Source organism: Thalassotalea euphylliae (assembly GCF_003390375.1).
Taxonomy (GTDB): Bacteria; Pseudomonadota; Gammaproteobacteria; order Enterobacterales; family Alteromonadaceae; genus Thalassotalea_F; species Thalassotalea_F euphylliae_A.
Genome location: NZ_QUOT01000001.1, coordinates 2,258,040 through 2,283,162, shown reverse-complemented (window position 1 = coordinate 2,283,162; position 25,123 = coordinate 2,258,040). Strand labels below are relative to the sequence as shown.

The window sequence follows — 25,123 nt, the reverse complement described above, 5'->3', positions numbered from 1 at the left end:
GTTAGTACTTACTCGATTGGCCTCTATTCTATATCTAGCGGATCGGGTGATAAAATCACGCCGGTATTGTCGGCATAAATGTGGTCATCAGGTAAGAAGGTGACACCAGCAAAGTTAATGGCCAAATCGCTTTCACCCACGTCGCTATCGGTTGCGCCAACAGGAATAGACACTAGACCTTGAATGCCTAAATCTAACTCTTCAATGGCATCGACATCGCGAACACTGCCATAACAGACAATACCTTCCCAATTGTTTTCCACGGCCAATTCGGCAATTTCAATATCAATAAGCGCGCGACGAGTTGAGCCACCACCATCGATAACAAGCACTTTACCTTCACCGTTTTGGCTTAGCACTTCGCGAATTAGTCCGTTATTTTCAAAACATTTAAGGGTAACTACTTGGCCACCAAATGAATTACGGCCACCATAGTTACTAAAAATTGGTTCTAACACATCGATAAGATCGGCGTAAATATTACATAACTCTGAAGTGTTATATTCCATAATGGTCTCTCAACTGGGTGGAACGGCGAGTAGCCTTATTGATTGTTAGTTTAGTATAGCGAGTTAACGCGTCTAGTCTCAATTGTTAATGTCTTGTTTATAATAAGATTGTTGCTTGAAATCAAAGAAAAAACACTATTAAATGAGTAACTAAGTAGTTTTTCTTGCCAAGGCGCTCATGAACGAGCAGTTAGTTGCTAATACATTTTTATACCTGACAAATGCAATTGTCTTTGGCGTTCTCTCCTTTTTACTGTGGCAATTTTATCGCGGATTCGGTAGTAAACATGTCAGGCTTTGGCAGTTCAGTTTACAAGCGCTAACCACAAGTCAGCTGGCCATGTGTGTTAAGGCGTATACCGTTTTATCTTCACCAACCAGTCTTAGCCAAGTATTGTTAGAGGGTATCTATCAGAGCAGTTATTTTGTTTTTGTCTGCCTGTTTTTGATCGGCTTGTATATCGCCCAAACCCAGAAAAGCTTAGCTCGTAAGCATATAGTTGTAATAACAGGGGTAAGCTTTTTATTTGCTTGGCTGATAACGTTAATTTACGCATTTGCCGATGGGCATGTTTATGATCGCTTCTTTATGCGGGAAACAGTGCCTCAATTTCTGTTTGGTATTGCCTACATTGGCATGGCATTTTTTAGCTACCGAACACCGCCAGCCCACGTTTCAAGCCGCATTATGCAAATTTCGTTTGTAATTTATGGGCTTCGCTATTTTGTATTTTCGATGTTATCAACGGTGATGATAGCTGAGGTATGGTTTAGTCACGTTATTCGCTTCTTCAATTTCTTTGATATTGGCTCACATGCGGTTATTGGTTTTAGCATGCTAATTTGGATGCAAGGAGCTGAACGGGCAACAGCGAAATCTGCAACGAATAAGGCACAATACCTTGGTCGTCACGATTCACTGACCGGCTCGTTAAACCGTGAGCAAGTGATGGAGAAAATGCCAGAACTAATGCGCACGGCTGGCTTAAACGGTAAAAAATTGAGTATCTTTTTACTGGATATTAAACGTTTTAAGTTTGTTAACGATACTTATGGCTTAAAAACGGGCGATTTTATTTTGGGTGAAATTGCTCGCCGCTTGCGTGATAGCTTGTTTCAACCGCAAATTGTTGGCCGTTTAAGCGGTGATTCTTTTGTTTATGTATTCGAGTTTGAGCAGCGCCAGCAAATTCCTCGTGCCCTAAGCCATTTACATGAATTAATTGCCCGCCCATATCAATATGATGGGCAAGATATTATGTTGCAATGCAGCATTGGTTACAGCTTTTATCCAGAGCATGCGGAGAAGGCCGAAACCTTATTGCAGTTGTCAAACTTAGCACTCTTCCATGCGGAATCACGCAATGAAGCGAGCAAACAGTATAGTGACGATATGCAGGTGCAAGGTCGTCATCTATTAGCGATGGAAAAAGCTATTAAGCTGGCAATGGAGCGTGATGAATTTGAACTCTATTTCCAACCTCAGCTCAATTTATTGACTAATAAACTTGAAGGGGTAGAAGCATTAATTCGCTGGAATCATCCAACAGATGGCTTGCTTTCGCCTGATCGCTTCTTGCCTGATATTGACGCATTGGCACTTAATAGTGTTTTTGATAACTATGTGTTGGATAAAGCTTGTCGTGCTATTGCACGTTGGCACCAAGCTTATCATCGCTGGATAACGGTCGCGGTAAACATTACTGCGGTTGAATTCCAAGACCCTAAATTCGTTTCTAAAATTCAAACTTTGTTACTTAGGTATGACCTTCCGCCAAACTATCTTGAATTAGAAATTACCGAAAACGTGGTAATGACGGATTTACAGTCAGCAATGGATACCATTGTTGAGCTGCAAACCATGGGGATAAAAGTATCGATTGATGATTTCGGTACTGGCTATTCATCACTGGCGTATTTGCGTAACTTACCGATTGATAAAATTAAAATCGATCGCAGCTTTGTTAATGAAATGGCTGAGAATGATTCAGACCTAACCATTGTTAAATCTATGGTGCGTTTATCGCATGGGTTAGGCAAACGCGTATTGGCAGAGGGCGTAGAAACGCAAACTCAGCTCGATATTCTGCGCACGCTTAATTGTGATGCGGTGCAAGGCTATTTTATTAGCAAGCCGATTTGTGAAGCTGATTTAGTTAAGTACTTTAAGCGTTAGCAAACAGATCTAGCCGCAGCCCGCTAATGACCTCGTTCTTTTGAAAGTTATCTGATGTAAATCAATATCCTTATTTCTAACTTCACTAGCATAACCAAATGCAGACACCTTGTTGAAATCACGTAGCTAAAGTAAATATTAGTTAGCATTATTGTTAACAAAAGTTTATCTACTATTCTTATTAGAATTCAGCCAGTTAAATACCAGCCTCTGGCTTAACACGCGATTTTATCCAATTATTAAGAAAGAAAACTAGAAGAGTCAGTGTCTTTTCAGTTCACAAAGTTATTACCATTTGTCGTAGCAGGGGATAATTGATGCTAATTAAACGAAAATTAATGCTCAATACCGCGTTGTCGGTTGTAGCCATGCTTTTTATGCTATGGCTACTCACTTTTACAATTTCGTCGCTAGAAAAAAATATTCAAGTTGCCCGTCATATAGGCAAAATTGAAAGTCATGTGTTGCAGCTGCGCAGGCATGAAAAGGATTTCATTGCACGTAAAGATATGGCCTACGTTGACAAGTACCAAAACACGGCGCAACAGCTTAGAGCAGAAGTTGAATCGTTGGCTAACGAACTTCAGGGTGTGGGCTTGGATAATACTGAAACAACAGCAATGAAGAGCGTGATAGCAAATTATGAACAAGCGTTTACCGAGCTCACTAATACTCAACAGGCTATTGGTTTGCATCCTAAAGACGGCTTGCACGGCTCGCTACGCAGTGCTGTGCATGATGTTGAAACCTTAATTGGTAAAGATGATTACCAATTATTAAGCGGTATGTTGCAGCTACGTCGCAACGAAAAAGACTTTATGCTGCGTTTGGATGAGAAGTACGTAACGCGTTTACAAAACAACACTGTAAAGTTAGTCGAGGCGGTGCGCGCTAGTGGTTTTGATGAAGATAAAAAATCGAATATTGTTACCTTATTAAACTCTTATCAATCTGCATTTTTAAACTTGGTTAATGAACAGCGTAAATTAGGTTTAACACCAGACCAAGGTATTCAAGGTGAAATGCGTGCGACAATTCATCGAGTTGACGAAATATTAGCGCGCTTAATCACGATTAGTTCTGATGAAGCTTCCCAGTACACAAGCTTTGTTGAACGCCTCGCTTTTATCGCGTTTTTCATCATATTAGTTGTGGCGATTGGTTTCGCTAGCTATATCGCTAAGAGCGTTCTTACTTCTATTCGCCGTTTACAAACATCGATGTTGGCCATTTCACAATCTAACGATTTAACCATAGAAATTGATGCCAGTGGCAATGATGAATTGTCTGAGATGGCAAAAGTGTTTGAAACCATGGTACAAAACTTTCGCAACTTGATTGTTGAAGTAAACCAGTCAGTGACCACGCTTAATGATGCGACACAGCAGGTAGCAAACAATATTAGTGTTACTAACCAAGGTGTCGCCTCACAAATTCAAGAAACCGATATGGTAGCAACAGCCGTTACTGAAATGGTCGCAACCGTGGATGAAATAGCCAATAACACGCAAGAAGCGGCTCATAAGGCAGAGCTAACCAATGAAAATGCGTCGCAGGGTAAGCTAGGTGTCGATCACACGAAAGGCCAAATTAGCGCATTATCAGAGAACTTAGCAGACTCTGAGCAGATAGTGCAGGAGCTAGCAAAAGACAGTGAAACCATAGGTTCGGTACTTGACGTTATACGCGGCATTGCAGAGCAAACCAACTTATTAGCATTAAACGCGGCGATTGAAGCTGCACGTGCTGGCGAGCAAGGACGAGGCTTTGCGGTAGTAGCCGATGAAGTTAGAACTCTTGCTAGCCGTACTCAAGATTCTACGCAAGAGATTGAAGGGATTATTTCCTCACTGCAACAGCGCACACATCAAATTGTTGAGCACATGGCCGATTGTCGTGTACAAGGAGATGAAAGCTCCACAAAGGCAGATTCGGCAGGGCAAATGCTGGTCGAGATCACTCAAGATGTTTCAACCATTATGGAAATGAACACTGCCATTGCGATGGCCATTAAAGAACAAAGTGCGGTCGCGACAGAAGTGAATAAGCATGTCGTATTGATTCGTGATGTTGCTGAGCAGTCAGGACAAATGGCACAGCAAAATGAACAAATGAGCCATGAGCTATCAGAGCAAGCCCATAAACTGCAATTAGAGGTTAATCGCTTTACTGTTTAGAAGATCAGCTAAAGCTGCTTGATATCGATCATAGCATCGCGGCTATGGCCGTTGCTGCTAAGGTGCTGCAAATAACCTTGCCATAAATGATCGGCTTGCTGGTGAAATAGGGCAAACTGAGCTTCAGAATAAATCACTTGATAGTCATCATCAAAAAGCAGTCGGTAACCGTGTTTACCGACTGCTTCAATGCATGTTAGCACAACATCTTTTTTATGCGTCGCCAACGCAGGTGCTTTGCCTTTCGGGTTGCCAGAGGCATTAGCAGCAAAAGCACTGGTGGCTTGGCTACTTTCAAGCACCCGTAAAAATTCATAGCTAAACTGCCAGCTTTCCGTCAGCGCTTGTTCGTCAGATTTAGACGAAAGCGCAACTGTTAGTTGCTTGTGCTGATGGTTTAGCTGAAATTTTACAATGCTTAACATAATCGAATGCTGTACTAGTCAAACTCTAGGTATCAGTGAGCCGCTTAAAGAATAAAGCGGCTTAGATCTTCGTTTTGTACTACGTCGTTTAGCGTTTTTTCTACGTAGGCAGTATCAATCACGACTTTCTCACCAGAGCGATCGTTAGCGCTGTATGAGATTTCCTCCATTAGGCGCTCCATCATGGTATGTAAGCGACGTGCACCGATGTTTTCAGTCGTCTCATTTACTTGCCATGCCGCGTTCGCAATCGCTGAAATACCGTCTTCAGTGAACTCTACATCAACGCCTTCAGTTTTCATTAACGCGATATATTGCTCGGTTAATGACGCATTTGGCTCAGTTAAAATGCGTACGAAATCTTCAGTGGTTAGGGCTTTTAATTCAACACGAATTGGCAAGCGACCTTGTAGCTCTGGGATTAAGTCAGACGGTTTTGCCATTTGGAAAGCACCAGAGGCGATAAACAGAATGTGATCGGTTTTGACCATACCGTGCTTAGTGCTCACCGTTGAACCTTCAACTAGTGGCAGTAAGTCACGTTGTACACCTTCGCGCGAAACGTCTGGGCCTGAGCTGTCGCCACGCTTACAAATTTTGTCGATCTCATCCACGAACACAATACCATTTTGCTCAACCGCTTCTAGCGCTTTGGTTTTGATATCGTCTTGGTTAACAATTTTCGCGGCTTCTTCTTCCTGCAAGGCTTTAAACGCATCTTTGATTTTCAGCTTACGTTTTTTGGTTTTATCGCCCGACATATTTTGGAACATGCTTTGCAACTGCGAGGTCATGTCTTCCATGCCCGGAGGCGCCATGATTTCAACACCCATAGGTTGTGCTGCGATATCAATTTCGATTTCTTTGTCGTCGAGCTTGCCTTCACGCAATTTCTTGCGGAACACTTGACGGGTGCTGCTGTTGTCGCTGGTTTCTTCGTTGCCAAAGGTATCGCGAGGATTTGGAATAAGTACATCAAGTACACGCTCTTCTGCCGCTTCTTCGGCAAGGTGCTTAACGCGCTCCATTTCCTGCTCTTTGGTCATCTTAACGGCCATATCAGTTAAGTCGCGGATAATGGTTTCTACTTCTTTACCAACATAACCGACTTCGGTGAACTTGGTCGCTTCCACTTTGATAAAAGGTGCGTTAGCAAGTTTAGCTAAACGGCGGGCAATTTCGGTTTTACCAACACCCGTTGGACCGATCATCAAAATGTTTTTTGGTGTTACTTCAGTGCGCAGCTCTTCATTAAGCTGCATACGACGCCAGCGGTTACGCAGAGCAATGGCAACAGCGCGTTTGGCGTCTGCTTGGCCAACAATATGGCTATCTAGTTCATGAACAATTTCACGTGGGGTCATATTCGACATGATAATTCCTTACTTCTCTTCTGCGCCAAGTTCGTCGATGGTGTGATGCTGGTTGGTGAACACACAAATATCGCCAGCAATAGTGAGCGACTTATCAACGATGTCGCGGGCAGATAATTCGGTATTTTGTAACAGTGCCAGTGCCGCAGCTTGCGCATAGTTGCCGCCACTGCCAATAGCAATTAAGTCGTGCTCTGGCTGCACCACATCGCCGTTACCAGTAATGATTAAAGAAGCGGTTTCATCAGCAACGACTAGCATGGCTTCTAATTTGCGTAGAGCGCGATCGCTGCGCCAGTCTTTGGCCAGTTCAACCGCTGATTTGGTTAAATGACCTTGGTGCATTTCCAGCTTGCTTTCAAAGCGTTCGAATAAGGTAAATGCATCGGCAGTACCGCCAGCAAAGCCAGCGAGTACTTTATCGTGATAAAGGCGACGCACTTTTTTTGCGTTGCCTTTCATTACTGTGTTGCCTAAAGAAACTTGGCCGTCGCCACCGATCGCAACTTTACCGTTACGTCTAACTGATACAATTGTAGTCACACTACACCTCAAACCTGTGGCTGCTGGTTACCAGCAGCGCGATAAACATGTTTGATAAGATGGGTGTGTTTAGTAGATTTTCAAGTTATGTCATGGAAATTAACTGAAGAGGCTAATTCCACAGCCAAATTTGGCAGGTGGTAATATTATTGCGCTTAAGCTTGTGCTTGTCGGCTTCTGCCATACGCTTGCGTGGGTAAGGGCCAAGGGCAACCTTGTACCAAATACCATTTTTACCTGTGCTTTCTGACACTTTCGCCACTAAGCCGCTAAAGGCAATTTGTGCTTTCATTGCTTCTGCTTGGCTGCGCTTTCTAAACGAGCCACACTGCATTTTATACGGGCCTTTTTCTTCCACTTCATAGTGGCCGCCTTCGATTTGCGTGCCTTGCTTAAGCTTGTCGATATACTGCCATTTTTCAGCTGGCGGCTCAGGTAGCTTTTTGGTGGCTTTAACCGCAGGTGCTTGTGGCGTTGGGGTGGCGATTGGTTTAACGTCTTTTAAAAACCACAAAAAATAACCGGCACCAGCAATCGCTAAGACAGTGAATAAGGTGATCAGCTTCACTTTTAATGGCATTCCCGTCGCCTCTGGCTGTTGCTTTTTGTAGGGGCTTTTCTTTTTATTGTTCGAGCGGGAAACGTAATCCTGTGGTGCCATAAAAAATTATAAAACTGCGGTAAACAAGAGCCGCTATTGTAGCGAAATGAGCGGAAAAAAAAAGCCTGCAAGCAAGTCCCAATCAAGTAAAAACAAGGGTTACCAACTAAAATCTAGGGGATCTACATCTACTGACCAGCGCACTTTATTGGTTAATTCATGACTTTCCAAAAATGGAATCACTTGCAGCATCGCTTGATGCAGTGTTTTACGCTGCTCACTTTGCACAATTAAATGGTAGCGATAGTAACCGGCTTTTTTCTCCATGGTCGCGGGAATCGGGCCAACTAATTGGCAATGGTCAAGGCTTAGTTGGCTGACCGCCATTAAAAATTTCGACGGATAAGACGGGTATTTCGCTTCTGCGCGGATCAGTACTTGATAGCCAAACGGTGGCAAGCGGGCAAAGTTACGCTCAGCCAAGGTTTGCTGGGCAAAATGGCGATAGCCATTGTTAACTAAATCTTGTAGCAGCGGGTGCTGAGGATATTGACTTTGTATGAGTACTTTACCCGGCTTACTGGCACGGCCTGCGCGGCCTGCTACTTGCACCAACAGCTGCGCCATATGCTCAGCGGCGCGAAAATCAAAGCTAAACAGGGCGCCATCAACATTTAAGATCACCACTAAGGTCACATCTGGGAAATGGTGACCTTTGGCGAGCATTTGTGTACCCACCAAAATATCGTGCTCTTTATTGTGAATTGCTTGCAGCAATTTGGTTAGTTCGCCTTTGCGCCTTGTTGAGTCGCGGTCAATGCGCACCACGCTATGCTCGGGAAACCAGTCGGCTAAGTGTTGCTCAAGTTGCTCGGTGCCTTGACCAACGGGGGCTAAACGAGTGCTACCACATTGCTGGCATTGATGAACAATACGCTTTTGATTACCGCAGTGATGACAGACGAGTAGCTGATCTTTTTGATGCAGGGTGAATGGTTTATTGCAGCGCTGGCAATCAGCGACCCAATGGCATTCTTGGCAATTAATCGCTGGCGCATAACCACGGCGATTTAAAAATACCAGCACTTGCTCCCTGCGCTTTAGCGTATCAGCAATGGCTTGTTTAACTGTTTCGCTCACCCCGGCGGTTAAGTGCTCATGGTTAACATCCACTAAGCTCATACTGGCTTGCACACTGTTACCGGCGCGTTTATTCAGCTGGTGGTAATGAAACTTATGCGACATGGCATTTTGCAAGCTTTCCAAACTCGGCGTGGCACTGCCCAGTAATATCGGAATATTGAGCTGACGTGCCCGTAAAGTCGCGGCATCTCGGCCGTTGTAGCGAAAGCTGTCTTGCTGTTTTAGCGAGGCGTCGTGCTCTTCATCAACGATGATCAACCCAAGTTTATTAGCTGGGGTGAAAATGGCTGAGCGCGTACCGATAACGATGGCTGCATGACCACGGTAAGCAGCTCGCCAGGTATCTAAGCGCTCTTTGTCATTGAGTGCTGAGTGGTGCAAATAAATTGGCACGTTAAATCTATGCTCAAAACGTGACAAGGTTTGCGGGGTTAGGCCAATTTCCGGCACGATCACCAGCACTTGCTGATTGCTGGCTAAGGTTTTCTCCATCGCCTGCAAGTACACTTCTGTTTTACCACTGCCGGTAATGCCATCGAGCAAATGGCAGCTAAAGGCTTGATGACTTTGGTTGAGGGCGGAAACGACAATCGCCTGCTCTGGCGAGAGCTTAAGGCGGTTATCTTGATTTAAGTCACTTTCATGCCAGTGAAACGGCGCTGGCACTATCTCTTTTTCTTCGATTAAGGCTTTGTTTTGCAGCGCGGTTAATTGCTGTTTAACAAAACCTAGGGTTCTTAATTCTGGCCAGCTGGTACCCGTTTGGTTATGGCGAATAACCTGATAAAGCTCTAGTTGCTTTTTCGCTTTTGCACCAATGGCACTGAGCGCTTCCTCTTCACTTGATTCAGTGACAAACCAACGGGTTTGGTAGCTTAGATCGGGCGCTTCAATCTGTCGTAATAATACTGGCAATGCTTGCTGGAAAATATCACCGATAGCGTGGTGATAGTATTGGCTTAGTGTGGTTAGAAAAGTCACTAAGTTTGGCGGTAGCGGATATTGTTCAGATACGCGGCTAATAACGGTTTTGATCTTGTCTGCGCTCAGCGCTGTACTGGTATTCGTTGCCAGCACAATTCCCACTAATTGGCGGCCAGCAAACGGGACGACAACTCGCTCACCGATTTGAATTGCTGGCAAATTGAGTGCTGACGGCAATGCATAGGTATAAAGTTGCCTAGTAGGCACCGGCAAAGCAATGTCGATATAACAAGTTGCAGCCGCTGGCTTGGCTAACGGATTCGTTAGTGGCAGCTTAGCGTTATTGTCGGCATGACTTTCGGCGTAGCTTTCGACATGGCTTTCGGGGCTCTGCTCAGCGTTATCTTTTACGTGCTTTTCAGACAAGATCTTTGGTTAGCGTTGGCAATAATTTGTCTATTGTGACTAGATGTAGGCAAACTGCCAAGTGCCTTTAATCGCTTTATTTTTTGCTTAGCTTTATACTTAGCCAAGCGCTAATAAACAAAACAAATATCACACTACTCGTTCATTGCGCTAAAATTGTTTAAAAAATTAGCGATTTTGCGTGAATTTGGTTGCAGTTGACGCAACGATCCCCTACAATTCGCGACCGTTATTTTTAACTAACTCGTATGGTGCTTAGCGGTAATAAAACTGACTAAGTGGCGATACGGCCTAATATAGAGGTTTCCCATGAAAGAAGGTATTCACCCTAATTACGTTGAGATCAAAGCAAACTGTTCTTGTGGCAACGTAATAACTACTCGTTCAACAGTAGCTAAAGATTTACACCTAGACGTATGTTCAGAATGTCATCCATTCTACACTGGTAAGCAAAAAGCTGCTGAAACTGGTGGTCGTGTTGACAAATTCAACAAGCGTTTCGGTATGCTTGGTAAGAAGTAAGTTTTACTTACTCTTGCAAAAGAAAGCGCCTAGTAGGGCGCTTTTTTTGTGCCTGAAACTTCTTGTCGCCGTCAAATATAGAGGCTAAAAACGAATTACATCAAGCCTTTACAATATTGGATCAAAAATTAATTCCTGCCTTTTAAACCCTTTTGCGGCATACTGCATCTAACTTACTAAAAGCTAAACAAACAATCGCGAATAAACGGAAGTTTTCATTGGATAGTCATCAAGTTATTGAAGCGAGCAAGCGCTTCACACAAGATGAAGAAGCAAAGCTTATCACGCTATCAAAAGGCGGCGATCAGCAGGCGTTCTATCAGCTGTATGAAATGCATCATAAAAAGGTGTACGGCTTATGCTGGCGCATGCTAGCAGATAAAGACAGTGCTGAGGACGTTTGTCAGGAAGTATTTGTGCAGGTCTGGCAAAAAATAGGCAACTTCCAAGGCAACAGCAAATTTAGTACTTGGTTGCACAGCGTGGCCTCTAACATAGTACTAAGCCACTTGCGAAAGCATAAAAACTGGTTGCAACGGGTGTTTAGTATTGAAGACCAAGTGGTTGAAGAAGTGGGTGAGGAAATGGCAGAAATATCAGAGTTAGATAAGCATATTATGCGTTTACCTGAGCGTGCCCGCCTAGTGTTTGTGTTATTTGCCGTTGAAGGCTATCGCCATGAGGAAATCGGAAAAATGTTGAATATGGCAGTCGGTAGCAGCAAAGCACAGTACCACAGAGCAAAAACCTTATTAAAAGAATGGCTGGAGGAATGATAATGAGTATGTCAGACCAAGAGTTACAGCAAAAAATAGACAGTCTGCCGAAAGAAATTGCCCCGCAACGAGATCTTTGGCCAGGTATAGAGAATGCTTTGGCGGCGCAGCAGATGACAGCACAGCGCGGGCAAGGCAACAAACAGCGTAGCAAAGTCGTACCTTTTGCATGGGCTGCCAGCTTAGTTGCTGCGGTATTACTCACTTGGATCAATGTCGTGCCGCAGGGGTCAGGCAATGCTGAACTGGGGTTAGTAGCATCACTTAATCAAGAGTTTGACCAGCAAAAACAGCTGATGTTAACCAGCTTTGGTGAGCCAGACTTAACCCAGTTATCACCAGAGATGCAAGTGGAGTTGGCTAAGCTGGCGCAGGCGAGAAAAAGCATTGCTGCCGCGCTGGAAAACGATGAAAACAACACGGATTTATTGAATTTACTGCAATGGACACAGCAGCAAGAGCTGGATTTATTAAAACGTTTGTATACGCCCCGATTGCAAGCAATATAGTGGCAGACGATATAGCGGCAAACCACCGCACAACGGTAAAGAAATTGTTCGTAGACAGGTTAGGTCGAGTAGCCCTGCGCCTGCAAGCGTAAAGACTAGCAAAGTAGAGTAAAGAATTTAGAGGTAGTTATGAAAGGTACAACCTTATTATCATCAGCATTTTCACGTCTTGGCCTACCTGTTGGCCTAGTGCTAGGTATCGCAACTGCCTTTAACGCTTATGCTGGCGAGCGCATTGATGAAACGTTATCAGCAGATGGTCTGTCGCTGGTAAATATTGAGAATATGCGCGGCTCGGTAAAAATTATTGGTCACGATGACGACGAAGTCAGTGTCAGCGGTGAACTGGGCGAAAAAGTAGATCGCTTTATTTTCGAAAAAAGCGGCAATATGCTGCGGGTTAAAGTGGTGTATCGCTCAACGCGTCACAGCAACAATAGCAGCGGCTCTCGTTTTACCGTCGCCATGCCGAAATCGCTCAGTATGAATTTTGAAGGGGTATCGAGTGACGTTGAAGTATTAGACCTCGACAGCCATATTGAAGTGAAAACAGTTAGTGGTGATATTGTCGCTAAAGAGCTGAAAGATAATATTGAGCTAAGTTCCGTTAGTGGCGATATCGACAGCCGTGATTTGGCGGGCAAAATTCGCTTATCGACCATTAGCGGCAAAATTGATGATCGCGACTCTTCTGGTCGCTTACGCTTAAAAGCGGTGAGTGGTGATGTAGAAACACGCTCAACTGCACAGCAAGTGTCACTCAGTGTTGTCTCTGGTGATATTGAGTTTGAATTAGGGGAAGTGGAAGAACTCGCCATTGCCAGTGTCAGCGGTGATGCTAGTGGCTCATTAACATTGCTTCATCATGGTGATGTAAAAGTCTCCGGTGTAAGCTCAGATATTGAATTAGCGTTTGAAAACGACGTTAATGCTGATTTTAGGCTTCATGCCAGCGCAGGTGGCGACATTGTAAACCGTATTACCAATGATAAAGCAACGCGCGCAAAATACGGTCCAAGCTCTAAGCTTTCATTTACCGCGGGTAATGGTACAGGCACAGTACGCGGTAATGTGGTTAGCGGTGAAATTAAGGTGAGAAGTAAGTAATTATTCGCAATCCTTACTAATGTTTAAAGCTGATTTTCATCAAGCCTTTTGATACATTAGCCATCTTAGAGAACTTACAAAAAGTAGCGCTCGTCGCTGCTTTTTCATATGTGCAGGTAGTAACCATGGCCGAAGCCAAGACAAGTCAATTTCCCAAAGGTGGTGCGCAGGGCTCAAAAGCTAAGCGTGATCAACAGGTTGAAGACCTGAAAATGCCGCCACACTCACTCGAGGCTGAGCAATCAGTGCTGGGTGGCTTGTTATTGGATAATGAAACTTTCGACCGTGTCGGTGAGCACGTAGTAGCACAAGACTTTTACAGTCGTGGTCATCGCCTGATATTTGAAACCATCAGTGTCTTAGTAGAGCGCGGTGAACCAGCTGATTTGGTGACTGTAACTGAATCGCTGGAAAACGATCAAAAGCTGGATGATGCTGGTGGCTTTGTTTATATCGCGGAAATGATCCGCAACACGCCAAGTGCAGCCAACATCACCGCTTATGCCGATATTGTGCGTGAACGCGCGGTGACGCGCGAGCTTATTAGCGTTGCCCATGAAATCTCTGAAGCTGGCTTTGATACTCAAGGCCGCGACAGTGCCGAGCTACTCGATTTTGCCGAAACTAAAGTTTTTGCCATTGCTGAAGCGCGCGCTAACAAAAATGAAGGCCCAGAAGCGCTGCATCCAATCTTAGAAAAAACCGTTGATAAAATCGAAAAGGCTAGTGGCCTAGGTAACGACGGTGTGACTGGGGTTTCAACTGGCTTTGCTGATCTGGATAAAATGACGGCGGGTTTACAGGCGTCTGATTTAATTATTGTGGCTGCCCGTCCATCGATGGGTAAAACGACCTTCGCCATGAACTTGGCTGAGCATGCGGCTATGCATGAAGACAAGCCAGCCTTGATTTTTAGTCTTGAGATGCCGTCCGAGCAAATCATGATGAGGATGCTAGCCTCACTAGGCCGCATTGACCAAACTAAAATACGTACTGGTCAGCTAGATGATGAAGATTGGGCGCGCTTGTCCACCACCATGGGTACTATGATCGAAAGCGGTAAAATGTATATTGACGATCAAGCAGGCTTAACACCTACGGAAGTGCGCTCACGTGCTCGCCGTATAGCCCGAGATCACGGCGGCTTAAGCATGATCATGATCGATTACCTGCAATTGATGCGCGCGCCGCAGTTTGCTGATAATCGTACCTTAGAAATTGCCGAAATCTCTCGCTCACTTAAAGCCTTGGCGAAAGAGCTAGAAATTCCGGTGGTGGCGCTATCACAGCTAAACCGTAGTTTGGAGCAACGCTCTGACAAACGCCCGGTTAACTCTGATTTACGTGAATCCGGTTCAATCGAGCAAGATGCCGACTTGATCATGTTTATCTATCGTGACGAGGTATATCACGACGATTCTGAGTTTAAAGGCATGGCGGAAATCATTATTGGTAAGCAGCGTAATGGCCCAATCGGTCGTGTGCCGCTAACCTTTAACGGTCAATGGTCACGCTTTGATAATTACGCTGGTCCACACGTACTAGAAGAAGATTAAGCTCGATGTCGGTTCGCACTGCAACGGCTGCAATTGATTTGCAGGCGCTCGCCCATAATGTCACCCAAATCAAAAAACTTGCCCCTCACTCGCAAATTTTGGCAGTGCTTAAAGCCAATGCTTATGGCCATGGCTTAGAGCGTATTGCCGAAGCACTGGCCGAGCAGGCAGTAGGAGCATTCGGTGTTGCGCGTTTAGATGAAGCGCTGGCGCTTAGAGCCTGTGGCGTGGTTAAGCCGATAGTCTTGATGGAAGGCTTTTTTAGCCCGCAAGAGCTACCTGTACTGGATGTGAATAACCTTCATACGGTGATTCATAACCAAGAGCAATTAGATGCTTTGTTGGCGGCTGATTTGCAAACGCCAGTAAAAGTGTGGTTAAAAGTTGATACGGGCATGCACCGCCTTGGTGTGGAACCTGAGCAGTTTCACGACTTTTATCAGGCGTTAAAAAAATCGCCTAACGTGCAAGATGATATTGTGCTGATGAGCCATTTAAGCTGTGCGGATGATGTTGAAAGTAAGCATACGCCAACACAGCTTAGTTTGTTTAATTCGTTAACTGATGTATTAGCAGGGCAAAAAACACTGGCAAATTCCGCCGCCATTTGTGCTTGGCCTGATACCCACTTTGACTGGGTCAGACCGGGCTTAATGCTTTACGGCGTGAGCCCTATGCAGGATAAAGTTGCAGCCGAGCTTAATATTCAGCCGGTAATGACGTTAAAGTCTAGCCTAATCGCTAAACGCTTTATTAAAAAAGGCGAGTCGGTTGGTTATGGCGCAGCATGGACCGCAGAAAAAGACACTTATATCGGTGTGATTGCCATAGGCTATGGTGATGGTTATCCCCGCCATGCGCCCAACGGTACACCGGTATTGCTTAATGGCCGACGCGTGCCGTTAGTGGGTCGCGTCTCAATGGATATGATCAATGTCGATTTAGGCGGCGCAGCTGAGGGCGAATGTGCTGATAACATCGGCGATATTGCCACTTTGTGGGGCGCAGGCTTAGGCATTGAAGAAATCGCTCAATGGGCAACTACCATTCCTTACGAGCTACTGTGTAATATCACTCGCCGAGTGAACATGACGGTATCCTCCTAGCAAATAATCTCATTCACCTTGGATAGTCGCCACGAGTGTCCGACTGCCACCATAATCTCGATGCTCACCTAAATAAATACCTTGCCAAGTGCCTAAGTTTAATCGCCCGTTACTGATCGGAATACTAACGCTGGTACCTAGTGTGCTGGCTTTAATATGAGCTGGCATATCGTCAGCACCCTCATAGTTATGCTGATAATAGCGGGCATTTTCAGGCACAAATTGATTAAAGTGCGCTTCCATATCAGAGCGCACGGTTGGGTCGGCATTTTCGTTAATAGTCAGTGAAGCTGACGTATGCTTAACGAATAAGTGCAATAAGCCACACTGAATACCACCTAGTGCTGGTAATTGTCGTTCCACCTCGTTTGTGACTAAGTGAAAGCCACGTGCTTTCGCAGACAGAGAAAATTCAACTTGTTGCCACATAGACTTAGCTCATTCGGTTATTGAAATGGTTGCATAAGCGTAGCGAATCTATCGCGTGATGCAATCACTAGTTGATTTACGCTGCTTAGTTCAGCAATATCCGACTTTAAGCGGATATACAGTGATTTTGTAATTGCGGGCGCTAAAGGTATTGTTCGTATGCCTGTTTGGTATTGGTAGGCATTGACTAACCAATCAGGAAGAACTGCAACACCAATATTGCCGTGGATCATTTGTAATATCGAGTGAGAATTCGCCACCTTCCTTGTTTTGGCGGGTACAACATTGGCAGGTGTCAGCAATTGGTTAAAGATGTCAAGACGGCTAATCTCCACTGGGTAAGTGAGCAGCACTTGATTGGCAAAGTCTTCGGCAACTAGCAGCTCTTTTGAGGACAAAGGATTAAGCTCACTAACTACAGCCACTTGCTCAAATTGCCCCAATTTAATTTCTATCACTTGATTGTCGGTGCTGGCTTCGTCGGTAAACAAAATATCTAAATCACACTCTTGTTCGAAGACATCATCCCGTATATCCCAGCTTAGGCTCGGATAATCTTGTTGTAAATTCCGACAAATGGGCATCAACCATTGAAAGCAAGCATGGCAAGCAAAACCTAATGATAAGCTCTGCGCTCGCGGCCTTTCAGTTAGGGTTGCAACAAGGGCATCGATTTTTGGTAAGACTTCATCAGCTAGTGACTTAATTGATTTGCCTTGCGTGGTTAAGTCGAGCTTACGTTTATCACGTGTGACTAATTTAGTTGCTAGCTTGTGTTCTAGCTCTTTGAGTTGGTGCGACAATGCCGATTGGCTTGTCGCCAACTGCTCTGCAGCTTTGGTTAAGCTGCCTTGCTGATCAATTGCGCGGATGGTGCGCAAATGCTTAAGCTCTATCATATAGCATTCCCGAAAATAGTGTATCAAAATTTACTTGGCCGATTGGCGAAGTAAATTTATTATAAGCTTCTAAATGTCTAGACGTCCATAGTTGTTTTTAGTTAGCGCTAGCTTTATTTTGGGAGGATATTCGGGTAGGTATTCGATTTAGGTGTTACCAGTCAGTTATACAGTTAAGCGATTAGCCACTTAGCCATCTTGGTAAACAAAATAGATGACTAGCGGCTGGGCGCTCAATAAACTTTTTTTAGCTCAGGTTGTTATTGCGTTCGATAGGGATATCCGAGAGATATTCTATAAACTCCACCTCGTAGCCTGTCGGATCGATAAAGTACACGTTTTTGCGAAAGGGATTTGATGCGCCAACTTTATCAACGGCAAAGCCTGCGGCGGTAAGTCGCTCGATAACAGCGTCTAGATTTTTTACTTGATAGCCGAAATGAGCGAGACCAACCAGATGACCTGTATTATCTCTAAGCTCTCCTTCACCGTGATCACTAAACGACAAATATTGATAATCGTCGCCAAAATGCAACCAGTTTCGCGCTTTACCATACCATTCGCCGCTACCTTCGCTGCGAACACGCCAGTGAGGGAAAGCAGCTTGATAGAACTTCAGGCTGGCTGGAATGTTTTTGACGACTAAATTGACATGTTCTAACTGCATGTTAGCTCCTTATTTTGGCTTAAGTTCGGCTTTCATTTGGTATAAGTTTGGGTTCAGTTTGGCTTATTTGTATTGCATTGTTTTGCTTAGCAGCTCTGCTAATGCGTGAATGAATTTACCTTGTTTGCGCGTTTGGCATTCCGTTGGCTTGTTACTCTCTGCTTTACTTTCGCTATCAGTATTTTGCACATCAATACTGTCGCTATTGGCACAATTCGCTATTGATTCACTAGCCAGTGTAATAGAGGTCATTTCGCTACTCCTTGTGATTAAGTTATGAGCATGCTAAAACCTCAAGTTAGGTTTAGGTAAAGCACTTTTTGAAACTTTTTTGCAGAGTATCTAGGGCGTGTTGATCTTTCAGGGTTGTTTTTGCAGCAGTCTGTTTGGGTTTTATACAAGGCGGCACTTGTGTAGTGTAGTCATTCTCTATAAATAAGTGCCAACACAGTAGAAAATTCAAACAGGCGCTGCCCTGCGGGTTCATCTAAACGCTTCCTGCTCATTGTTGCTCGCTTTTTACATAGAACGACTATGCGACAAAGCGAGCGCCGCGATCAGAAAGCGTTTAGATTGAACAAAATTCAATCTCGAAAGGTCAACACGCCCTAGATTGTGTTGAGGGATTGATATGCTAGAAGAAGCGAACTGGACGGTTGGCAGAGTCGCTAAACGTTGCGGTGTGAAGGTGTCGACACTCCATTATTACGAGCGCCAGGGGCTGATCAGAAGTTGGCGAAATGATGGTAACCAGCGTCGATATAAGGCGGATGTACTAAGGCGAATCTCTGTTATCAAAGCGGCGCAAAGAATGGGCATCTCGTTGGCTGATATCAAAGCAGCGTTTGCCAGTTTGCCAAATAATCGCACGCCAACCAAAGAAGACTGGAACAAGCTAGCTGCTAGCTGGCAAGCACAGCTTAACGCACGTATTCATTATTTAGAAACGCTGCGGGATTCGCTCTCAGGTTGCATAGGCTGCGGATGTTTATCATTGAATTCCTGCCCAATTTACAACCCAGAAGATACGTTAGCCAGCGAAGGTGAAGGAGCTGTTATTTTAGAGCGTGATGCGGCTCTAAAATAAAATGACTAGGTGTTTGCTTTTGCTAAGGTATAAAAAAAGCTCCTATCACAAGGAGCTTTTCGTTAACTTAGGCGTTAGCAATACTAAATTGATATTTAGTCAAAGCTAAATTCGATAAACGCTTTACCGTGTGCAGAGGTCAACGGAATAATAACAATTGGGCCTTCTGCTTTGTGGTTGATGGTGTGGTCTTTACCTGATACAACCATAGGTGTGGCCATATCAAACTCAAAACCTTTTTCGCTTAGCATACGCTTAGCGCCGCCAGTGACCATGTTAGTGATTTCACCGACTAAATCAGTAATTTCTTCATTAACTACATCAGGGCCTTCACCAACCATATTTTTCATCGTCGCAATGGCTAATGATGCTTCAAAGGTTATCGATAGTGAGCCTTTAGCTTGGTCACTCACCATGCCAATTAAACCCGAAACGTCACCTTTAGCGACTTCGCCTTGCTTTAGCTTAGGCTTTTCCGGTGTTAGCTCCATCATTGCCATCGTAGACATTACGTTTAACATCGAAGATAAGAAAGGATTTATAAACTCTACATTCATGGAAATTACCGGGTCTTAAAGTTGGCTCAAGTGCATAATCTGGCTGCTAATTTAGCATAAATTTAACATAGGGCACTAGTTATTGTTGTTAATTGTAGCAATACGCTGTGAATTATTGAATGTCAGGCTGAATTTTGCTTTGCCACTAATAAAGTTCACTGTATTGATTTGCTTGGGATAAGTATCAACGAGTAGTTGATTTTTTACCACCAAAGGCGCAAAAAATTGATTGGCACTTGCTTCTTGATAAATGACGATTTTATCGCGAACTATTTCTAAACCAACCCAGTTTGTTTTAATTTGCGCATCGTTCATCTGTAGATGAAAGTGGTTTTCAACGTATTCTTGAATGAAAGCTTCGTATTCAGGAAGCTCAGGGCTGAAGTGGATATTGCGCTGTTCGGCAATCGTGTTTTCAATGTCGTGTGCGGTTAGCTGATGAATAATCTCAAAACTGTTTGCGCTTTGATTATGATTAATATCAGTGATAGCGAAAAAGTATTTGTGAGCTGCAGCCGAAGCTGCAACTCCTATCATCAAAGTGGCGGTTAACCACAAGACAATTTGACGACCAAACGATTTAGTTGGCTGTGTTGTCATTTTGCTTTTCTTCATTGCTGCCTGACTTTGCGTCTACTGGTTTTAACTCTTCATTGTAGTCGCGCATCATGTCTTTTTTCTTGCGTTTGAATAAATCAAAGCGCGATTGAATTGGGCGTGCAGGCCAATAGTTGTTGTTCACATCAACATCGGCTGTTTCCCAGTTTGGATCTAGCGCAATCGCTTTAATTTCTTTGTCGCGAATCAATAGCTTCGATACTTTTTCAGGGGTTCTGCGCCAAATTTCAGCAGGAATGCGAACTTGCTCTGTGCTGTCGTCAGCATAGGTAATATCCAAGATAATGGGCATTACCAAGCCACCTTTGTTAGCGAAGTCGATAATGTAGAACTTACTGTCGTTTGCTAGTAGGTCTTTTTCCCACTGCTCTAATTTGCTGTGCGTCTTATTGTACTTATTGCGCGCAGCGTTAGTTGCAGTGAACTTATCGTGTTCGTTGTAGAAGTCTAACAATTCCGGCTTGTCGTGAGTACGGCGCCAGTTGCCTTCGTTTAGCATGTCGCTGATAAAGGTTGGTTGCTCATTGTAACGAGCACGTTCCCAAGCTTCTTCAATATCTGGGTTTTGGCTGTTAGGGCGGTACAGGTAAACATTTTCAATCGCGATGTCTACATGGTCAGTGGTGTAGAACCAACCGCGCCAGAACCAGTCAAGGTCAATACCTGAGGCATCTTCCATGGTACGGAAGAAATCAGCTGGTGTTGGACGTTTGAATTTCCAACGTTGAGCGTATTCACGGAAAGCGAAATCGAATAGTTCACGACCCATAATGCTTTCGCGCAAGATATTTAGCGCAACCGCTGGCTTACCATAGGCATTGTTACCGAACTGCAAAATTGACTCTGAGTTGGTCATAATGGGTACTTGGTTAGTACTTTTCATGTAGCTGATCATGCCTGCTGCATGGCCACGGCGAGATGGGTAGTTTTCTTCCCATGCTTGCTCAGCAACAAATTGAAGGAAAGTGTTTAAGCCTTCATCCATCCATGTCCATTGGCGTTCGTCAGAGTTAACAATCATCGGGAAGTAGTTGTGACCCACCTCGTGGATGATAACGCCAATCAAGCCGTACTTAGTGCGACGAGAATACGTTTTCTCACCGGTTTCCTCGTTCAACGTCGGGCGTGGGCCATTAAAGGTGATCATTGGGTATTCCATACCACCCACTGGACCATTGACTGAGATTGAGACTGGGTATGGGTAAGCAAAGGTGTACTTGTTGTACTGCTCCATCGTGTGGATGATGGCTTCCGTTGAATAGCGCTCCCACAATGGGTTACCTTCGTTCGGGTAGAACGACATTGCCATGGTGTCTGTGCCACCTTCTTTATAGCCTTGTGCATCCCAGATAAACTTACGGCTTGATGCCCAAGCAAAGTCACGTACGTTCTCTGCTTTAAAGTGCCAAGTTTTCGTTTTGTCTGAACGTGACTTTTCATTTGCCAACGCTTCTTCAGGCGTTATAACAAGTACCGGCTTTTTAGCCGTTTTTGCCTGCTCTAGGCGCTCACGTTGTGTTTTGGTTAGCACCTGCTTAGGGTTTTGAAGGACACCGGTTGCGGCAACAACGTGATCAGCAGGTACGGTAATTTTTACATCGTAGTCACCAAACTCTAGGGTAAACTCACCATTGCCCAAGAATTGCTTGTTTTGCCAACCCATCACGTCGTAGTAAGCCGCTGCACGTGGGAACCATTGAGCTAGCTCGTACAAATAGTTGTCGTCTTTTTTGAAGTATTCCCAACCTGAACGGCCACCTAAGACTTTTTGTTCGTGTAGTTGGTAGTTCCAGTCGATATTTAGCTCAACAGTTTTACCTGGCTTTAAAGGCTTGGGTAAGTCAATACGCATCATAGTGCCATTGATCACATGCTTAAGCGGTTTGTTATTACTGTCAGCGACTTTTGTGATTTCATAACCACCATCAAAAGCATCTGTTTCAATAATGTTGCGCAGACCTTTGTAGGTCACTTTTTTCTTTGGCGCAACATTGGCTAGCTTGTAGTCAGCACCGCGTTTCATGCGGTTTTGATCAAGCTGAATCCAAATATAACGCAACGTGTCTGGCGAGTTGTTTGTGTAGTCTAAGGTTTCTGAACCCATTAAACGTTGGGTTGCATCATCTAGGGTAATATTGATTTCGTAATCAACTTCTTGTTGCCAGTATTGATGACCTGGCGCACCTGACGCTGTGCGGTAGGTATTAGGTGTTGGCAACAGCTCGTCTAATTGACGGAACTTATCGTCGAATGGCGCGCCTTTAGCAATGGCAGCACCGGAAAATACAACGGTTAAACACACAATGGTGCTTTGCACTAATTGTTTCATAGAACTTCCAGCGTTTGTTGTGAATATGGATTTACAAGAATTTTGTACGCGGGAGGTTATATCACAGAAACATTCGTTTACGAATAGCAATATTTAGTAATTGCGGCTATTCGTATAAGAATTAGGATGAATGGCTAGTTGTTATAGTGTAACGATAAGGTATGTGGTTTTTTTTAAATCGTTGTGTTTAATGACAGCGTTGGCAACGGCCATGTGCTTCAACAATTTGATGGCTAATATCAAAGCCGCTGGCATCTGCCATTGCACGTAATGCAAGATCCAAGTTATTTGACTGAATTTCTTCAACGTGGCCACACTCATCACAAATAAGCAACTGAACTGGGTGGTTACAATCACTGATGTGGTGACACATAACAAAGGCATTAATCGATTCGATTTTATGCACAAACCCTTGCTTACTTAGGAAGTCCAACGCACGGTAAATAGTGGCTGGCTTGGCACTTTGATCGGTTTTTTGTAATTGCGCTAATAAGTCATAGGCACCGACGGCACCGTCGTGCTGCGCCAATAGTTTCAGTACTTCCGCACGTGCACGCGTTAAACGAGCACCGCGTTTTTCACATACCTGTTGTGCTTGGGAGATTAAATCTTCTAAATTCATAATGTTAGTGAAACTGTTGGCAATGTTGATTAGCGTTGTTGCTTGTTGGCCAGTCTACCATAGGGATTAAGTCTTGAAAATTCTATTCAAGTAATATCATGGGCACATTGGGCTTTTTATTACTAAACGGCGTAATGACCTAATCAAAACCTATCAAAACCTAGTGAGGAAACTGAGATGGATTTACTGATCAAGTCGCTTGAAGGTAATACGTATCTTGCTGAGCAGCGAGATGGCAGTAGTAGTCACCTAGTATTGGATAAACAAAACAGGCCGCTGCGTTTTCAAAGTATCACCAGTGTTCGAGAACACTTTAGCGATCACAGCTTTGAACAAGTATGGCTGGAGCACCAGAGTGCTTACGACGAGATGTGTGGCATGCAAGCACCAGCTGAACCTTTGCTTATGCCGCTGCGCTGGAAATAGTTTTTGGCTGTAACAAGAAAGGCTGCTATTAGTGCAGCCTTTTGTTTTGTCGGTGGCGACTCTTGCGAGTGAAAAAACAACGTTACTTAAAGCTAGATGCGGCTTTCAAACGTTCTGGTTTTGTTCTTTCCATCGTTTTGTGAAAACTGCGTGATACCGCGTTTGCCTTTAACCGAGTGTAGATTGTTAATGTATTTCTTCCATTGACGCTGGCTGAGGTAACCTATATGGATATCCGGCTCTTGTCTTACTCCGGTAATAATTGGGCCGTCAACTATGGTGGCAATAATGTAATCTTGGAAATTCTTGCAGTACATATTTTTCACGGCTCTTGTACCATGCTCTTCAAAGCTAGTTTCCAAGCCAATTTCAAACTCGTCGTCGCACTTTGCCCAAAAAATTCGTTCAAGACGCTCAAGTGTTCTATCAAACTGGTAGACGTTTGGCATTTTTAGGGTTTTTTCATAGAAGACTAAGGTGTTATCTGAATTTAGGAACCAAAGATCATATCGGCCTTCATCACATTTCATTTCATACTTGGTAATGGCTTTGAGATCTAAACCTGGCATCACCGAAAAGTTCATATTGTAGTTGGTTAAACCAAAGTTACTGTTAGTAGAGGTTTCTGGAAAGAAGTGATCAACCAAGGCTTCTTTTCGCGGTGCCAGCGTTTTGGTGATCGGAAAACTATAGTCGGGCATTTGGCTAATTTTACAGTTTTCAATAAGCGATAATAACTCGTTCTTTTTTGCCCCTAAGGGCACATTGTCTATCGTAAAATCACCATCTGAACTCGGTACCAAAGTAAGTTTCTTTTTCAGCGAGTTTTTTTCACGAGCGATCAAGTAGTCATCAAAGTATTCAAAATTCTGGGCACTCGCATCTTCTTTAGCTACTCGATAAACCTCAAGTGGAAAGCCATAACTTTTAGCTAGCTGTAAATCACGCTTATAGCTTTGATAATCTGGATAGTCGTAAGACTGCGCTTCAAGGTGTTGCTGATACGCTAGGTAATCATCGAACCCAGCTTGCTTAGCATTAACCATAATGGCTTGGTACTTGGTTAACTCAAGATCATGCGTGGTTGCTCGTTGCAAATCTTGCTGGTAGCTTTGATAGTTATCATAACCATATTGGTTTGCTAGCTTGAGCTTGTTGTCAAAGTCGTTGTAGTAATAAAGTGGCACATAGCCTAGAAGGCCAACAATAAGATAGGTAAGTGCTCGAGAACGACTTGAGATACCAATTGCGCTGTTTATCTTGTTGGTCAGTGGCGCATAGCTATTTATTAGAAAATAAATAGTCAGTACGGCTAAAATCGCCGCAATAGTAACTACAGTAATACTCATTTGTTCAACCCTGTATGATGTCCATTAATAATACAGATCCATGTTGCTAGCTTGTTAGCTTGTCTATATCAATTGTTGAGTTTGCTGCGTGCCGTGGCGGCTCCAGCTTTATCGTTATTGTTATCGTGTCAGCAAAAAGAGATACGTTGCTTTCATCACTACTACCAATTTCAATGACGGTTCGATCATTTAAGTTGGGTATCAATATCCAACTCATTAATTCAATTGGTATAAGCAACTTATGTTAACAATAAATTACATTTTCGC

Annotated in this window: 25 protein-coding genes; 10 read left to right on the top strand and 15 right to left on the bottom strand. The window is 44.0% G+C overall.

Annotated elements, in window-relative coordinates; genetic code table 11:
• Positions 1-23: 23 nt before the first annotated feature.
• Entirely contained in the window at positions 24-509 is a 486-nt protein-coding gene (gene rraA, locus DXX94_RS10075) for a ribonuclease E activity regulator RraA (RefSeq protein WP_115998746.1), read from the bottom strand.
• Positions 510-687: 178 nt separating this feature from the next.
• Here rraA and DXX94_RS10070 point away from each other — a divergent pair, with 178 nt between their 5' ends.
• Entirely contained in the window at positions 688-2,685 is a 1,998-nt protein-coding gene (locus DXX94_RS10070) for a putative bifunctional diguanylate cyclase/phosphodiesterase (RefSeq protein ID WP_116015565.1), read from the top strand.
• Positions 2,686-3,002: 317 nt separating this feature from the next.
• Positions 3,003-4,862, top strand: a complete 1,860-nt coding sequence (locus DXX94_RS10065; RefSeq protein ID WP_116015563.1) for a methyl-accepting chemotaxis protein — start codon at positions 3,003-3,005, stop codon at positions 4,860-4,862.
• Between the two features lie 8 nt (positions 4,863-4,870).
• Here DXX94_RS10065 and DXX94_RS10060 read toward each other — a convergent pair whose 3' ends face one another.
• From DXX94_RS10060 to priA, 5 genes are all read right to left on the bottom strand, one after another.
• A complete protein-coding gene (locus DXX94_RS10060) occupies positions 4,871-5,287 on the bottom strand; it encodes a gamma-butyrobetaine hydroxylase-like domain-containing protein (RefSeq protein ID WP_116015561.1) in 417 nt (138 codons plus the stop codon).
• Between the two features lie 44 nt (positions 5,288-5,331).
• Positions 5,332-6,660 carry an HslU--HslV peptidase ATPase subunit gene (gene hslU / locus DXX94_RS10055; RefSeq protein WP_116015559.1) on the bottom strand — a complete coding sequence of 443 codons (1,329 nt, stop codon included), beginning with the start codon at positions 6,658-6,660 and terminating at the stop codon, positions 5,332-5,334.
• Positions 6,661-6,669: 9 nt separating this feature from the next.
• Positions 6,670-7,203, bottom strand: a complete 534-nt coding sequence (gene hslV, locus DXX94_RS10050; protein ID WP_115998751.1) for an ATP-dependent protease subunit HslV — start codon at positions 7,201-7,203, stop codon at positions 6,670-6,672.
• A 112-nt stretch (positions 7,204-7,315) separates the two neighbouring features.
• Positions 7,316-7,783 carry an SPOR domain-containing protein gene (locus DXX94_RS10045; RefSeq protein WP_258872143.1) on the bottom strand — a complete coding sequence of 156 codons (468 nt, stop codon included), beginning with the start codon at positions 7,781-7,783 and terminating at the stop codon, positions 7,316-7,318.
• A 180-nt stretch (positions 7,784-7,963) separates the two neighbouring features.
• Positions 7,964-10,297 carry a primosomal protein N' gene (gene priA, locus DXX94_RS10040; RefSeq protein WP_258872142.1) on the bottom strand — a complete coding sequence of 778 codons (2,334 nt, stop codon included), beginning with the start codon at positions 10,295-10,297 and terminating at the stop codon, positions 7,964-7,966.
• 309 nt (positions 10,298-10,606) lie between these two features.
• Here priA and rpmE point away from each other — a divergent pair, with 309 nt between their 5' ends.
• The 6 genes from rpmE to alr all read left to right on the top strand — a co-directional run bounded on the left by rpmE (position 10,607) and on the right by alr (position 15,873).
• Positions 10,607-10,819: a 50S ribosomal protein L31 gene (rpmE, locus tag DXX94_RS10035; RefSeq protein ID WP_116015555.1), complete on the top strand. Its 213-nt coding sequence runs from the start codon at positions 10,607-10,609 to the stop codon at positions 10,817-10,819.
• Positions 10,820-11,037: 218 nt separating this feature from the next.
• A complete protein-coding gene (locus DXX94_RS10030) occupies positions 11,038-11,595 on the top strand; it encodes an RNA polymerase sigma factor (protein ID WP_115998753.1) in 558 nt (185 codons plus the stop codon).
• 2 nt (positions 11,596-11,597) lie between these two features.
• The gene (locus DXX94_RS10025) at positions 11,598-12,104 is read left to right on the top strand and encodes a hypothetical protein (RefSeq protein ID WP_258872141.1); all 507 of its coding nucleotides are present in this window, start codon (positions 11,598-11,600) and stop codon (positions 12,102-12,104) included.
• Positions 12,105-12,233: 129 nt separating this feature from the next.
• Complete coding sequence (locus DXX94_RS10020; protein ID WP_116015551.1) at positions 12,234-13,211, top strand: DUF4097 family beta strand repeat-containing protein; 978 nt, start codon at positions 12,234-12,236, stop codon at positions 13,209-13,211.
• 125 nt (positions 13,212-13,336) lie between these two features.
• The gene (gene dnaB, locus DXX94_RS10015; RefSeq protein ID WP_116015549.1) at positions 13,337-14,767 is read left to right on the top strand and encodes a replicative DNA helicase; all 1,431 of its coding nucleotides are present in this window, start codon (positions 13,337-13,339) and stop codon (positions 14,765-14,767) included.
• 5 nt (positions 14,768-14,772) lie between these two features.
• On the top strand, positions 14,773-15,873 hold the full coding sequence (alr, locus tag DXX94_RS10010) for an alanine racemase (RefSeq protein WP_116015547.1): 1,101 nt from the start codon (positions 14,773-14,775) through the stop codon (positions 15,871-15,873).
• Positions 15,874-15,882: 9 nt separating this feature from the next.
• Here alr and DXX94_RS10005 read toward each other — a convergent pair whose 3' ends face one another.
• From DXX94_RS10005 to DXX94_RS09990, 4 genes are all read right to left on the bottom strand, one after another.
• On the bottom strand, positions 15,883-16,302 hold the full coding sequence (locus DXX94_RS10005; RefSeq protein ID WP_116015545.1) for a secondary thiamine-phosphate synthase enzyme YjbQ: 420 nt from the start codon (positions 16,300-16,302) through the stop codon (positions 15,883-15,885).
• Between the two features lie 17 nt (positions 16,303-16,319).
• Positions 16,320-17,201 (bottom strand): LysR substrate-binding domain-containing protein, encoded by an 882-nt coding sequence (locus DXX94_RS10000; protein WP_116015543.1) that lies wholly within the window; start codon positions 17,199-17,201, stop codon positions 16,320-16,322.
• A 247-nt stretch (positions 17,202-17,448) separates the two neighbouring features.
• Entirely contained in the window at positions 17,449-17,868 is a 420-nt protein-coding gene (locus DXX94_RS09995) for a VOC family protein (RefSeq protein WP_116015541.1), read from the bottom strand.
• A gap of 63 nt (positions 17,869-17,931) precedes the next feature.
• Positions 17,932-18,120, bottom strand: coding sequence for a hypothetical protein (locus DXX94_RS09990; protein ID WP_116015539.1), 189 nt, complete (start codon positions 18,118-18,120; stop codon positions 17,932-17,934).
• 379 nt (positions 18,121-18,499) lie between these two features.
• Here DXX94_RS09990 and soxR point away from each other — a divergent pair, with 379 nt between their 5' ends.
• A complete protein-coding gene (gene soxR / locus DXX94_RS09980) occupies positions 18,500-18,955 on the top strand; it encodes a redox-sensitive transcriptional activator SoxR (RefSeq protein WP_116015535.1) in 456 nt (151 codons plus the stop codon).
• Between the two features lie 95 nt (positions 18,956-19,050).
• On the opposite strand, the gene DXX94_RS09975 is transcribed toward soxR, so the two are convergent.
• The 4 genes from DXX94_RS09975 to zur all read right to left on the bottom strand — a co-directional run bounded on the left by DXX94_RS09975 (position 19,051) and on the right by zur (position 23,081).
• Positions 19,051-19,512: a chemotaxis protein CheX gene (locus tag DXX94_RS09975; protein WP_115998763.1), complete on the bottom strand. Its 462-nt coding sequence runs from the start codon at positions 19,510-19,512 to the stop codon at positions 19,051-19,053.
• A 75-nt stretch (positions 19,513-19,587) separates the two neighbouring features.
• Positions 19,588-20,112, bottom strand: a complete 525-nt coding sequence (locus DXX94_RS09970) for a DUF6702 family protein (RefSeq protein WP_116015533.1) — start codon at positions 20,110-20,112, stop codon at positions 19,588-19,590.
• Entirely contained in the window at positions 20,093-22,459 is a 2,367-nt protein-coding gene (locus DXX94_RS09965; protein ID WP_116015531.1) for a M1 family metallopeptidase, read from the bottom strand. Before DXX94_RS09965 ends, DXX94_RS09970 begins: the two co-directional genes overlap by 20 nt.
• Positions 22,460-22,646: 187 nt before the next feature.
• Positions 22,647-23,081, bottom strand: coding sequence for a zinc uptake transcriptional repressor Zur (gene zur / locus DXX94_RS09960; protein ID WP_116015529.1), 435 nt, complete (start codon positions 23,079-23,081; stop codon positions 22,647-22,649).
• Positions 23,082-23,258: 177 nt separating this feature from the next.
• Between zur and DXX94_RS09955 the strand changes: the two genes are divergently transcribed.
• Positions 23,259-23,507 (top strand): DUF6482 family protein, encoded by a 249-nt coding sequence (locus tag DXX94_RS09955; protein WP_115998767.1) that lies wholly within the window; start codon positions 23,259-23,261, stop codon positions 23,505-23,507.
• A 92-nt stretch (positions 23,508-23,599) separates the two neighbouring features.
• Here DXX94_RS09955 and DXX94_RS09950 read toward each other — a convergent pair whose 3' ends face one another.
• The gene (locus DXX94_RS09950; RefSeq protein WP_115998768.1) at positions 23,600-24,856 is read right to left on the bottom strand and encodes a hypothetical protein; all 1,257 of its coding nucleotides are present in this window, start codon (positions 24,854-24,856) and stop codon (positions 23,600-23,602) included.
• Positions 24,857-25,123 lie beyond the last annotated feature (267 nt).

Coding starts and splice junctions, on each gene's coding strand:
- alr (WP_116015547.1), top strand. CDS start 14,773: ATGTCGGTTCGCACTGCAACGGCTGCAATTGATTTGCAGGCGCTCGCC.
- DXX94_RS10070 (WP_116015565.1), top strand. CDS start 688: ATGAACGAGCAGTTAGTTGCTAATACATTTTTATACCTGACAAATGCA.
- DXX94_RS09950 (WP_115998768.1), bottom strand. CDS start 24,856: ATGAGTATTACTGTAGTTACTATTGCGGCGATTTTAGCCGTACTGACT.
- DXX94_RS09990 (WP_116015539.1), bottom strand. CDS start 18,120: ATGACCTCTATTACACTGGCTAGTGAATCAATAGCGAATTGTGCCAAT.
- DXX94_RS10025 (WP_258872141.1), top strand. CDS start 11,598: ATGAGTATGTCAGACCAAGAGTTACAGCAAAAAATAGACAGTCTGCCG.
- rpmE (WP_116015555.1), top strand. CDS start 10,607: ATGAAAGAAGGTATTCACCCTAATTACGTTGAGATCAAAGCAAACTGT.
- DXX94_RS09965 (WP_116015531.1), bottom strand. CDS start 22,459: ATGAAACAATTAGTGCAAAGCACCATTGTGTGTTTAACCGTTGTATTT.
- zur (WP_116015529.1), bottom strand. CDS start 23,081: ATGAATTTAGAAGATTTAATCTCCCAAGCACAACAGGTATGTGAAAAA.
- hslU (WP_116015559.1), bottom strand. CDS start 6,660: ATGTCGAATATGACCCCACGTGAAATTGTTCATGAACTAGATAGCCAT.
- DXX94_RS09975 (WP_115998763.1), bottom strand. CDS start 19,512: ATGAATGTAGAGTTTATAAATCCTTTCTTATCTTCGATGTTAAACGTA.
- DXX94_RS10005 (WP_116015545.1), bottom strand. CDS start 16,302: ATGTGGCAACAAGTTGAATTTTCTCTGTCTGCGAAAGCACGTGGCTTT.
- soxR (WP_116015535.1), top strand. CDS start 18,500: ATGCTAGAAGAAGCGAACTGGACGGTTGGCAGAGTCGCTAAACGTTGC.
- rraA (WP_115998746.1), bottom strand. CDS start 509: ATGGAATATAACACTTCAGAGTTATGTAATATTTACGCCGATCTTATC.
- DXX94_RS10020 (WP_116015551.1), top strand. CDS start 12,234: ATGAAAGGTACAACCTTATTATCATCAGCATTTTCACGTCTTGGCCTA.
- DXX94_RS10065 (WP_116015563.1), top strand. CDS start 3,003: ATGCTAATTAAACGAAAATTAATGCTCAATACCGCGTTGTCGGTTGTA.
- DXX94_RS09955 (WP_115998767.1), top strand. CDS start 23,259: ATGGATTTACTGATCAAGTCGCTTGAAGGTAATACGTATCTTGCTGAG.
- DXX94_RS09995 (WP_116015541.1), bottom strand. CDS start 17,868: ATGCAGTTAGAACATGTCAATTTAGTCGTCAAAAACATTCCAGCCAGC.
- DXX94_RS10045 (WP_258872143.1), bottom strand. CDS start 7,783: ATGCCATTAAAAGTGAAGCTGATCACCTTATTCACTGTCTTAGCGATT.
- DXX94_RS10000 (WP_116015543.1), bottom strand. CDS start 17,201: ATGATAGAGCTTAAGCATTTGCGCACCATCCGCGCAATTGATCAGCAA.
- DXX94_RS09970 (WP_116015533.1), bottom strand. CDS start 20,112: ATGACAACACAGCCAACTAAATCGTTTGGTCGTCAAATTGTCTTGTGG.
- dnaB (WP_116015549.1), top strand. CDS start 13,337: ATGGCCGAAGCCAAGACAAGTCAATTTCCCAAAGGTGGTGCGCAGGGC.
- DXX94_RS10060 (WP_116015561.1), bottom strand. CDS start 5,287: ATGTTAAGCATTGTAAAATTTCAGCTAAACCATCAGCACAAGCAACTA.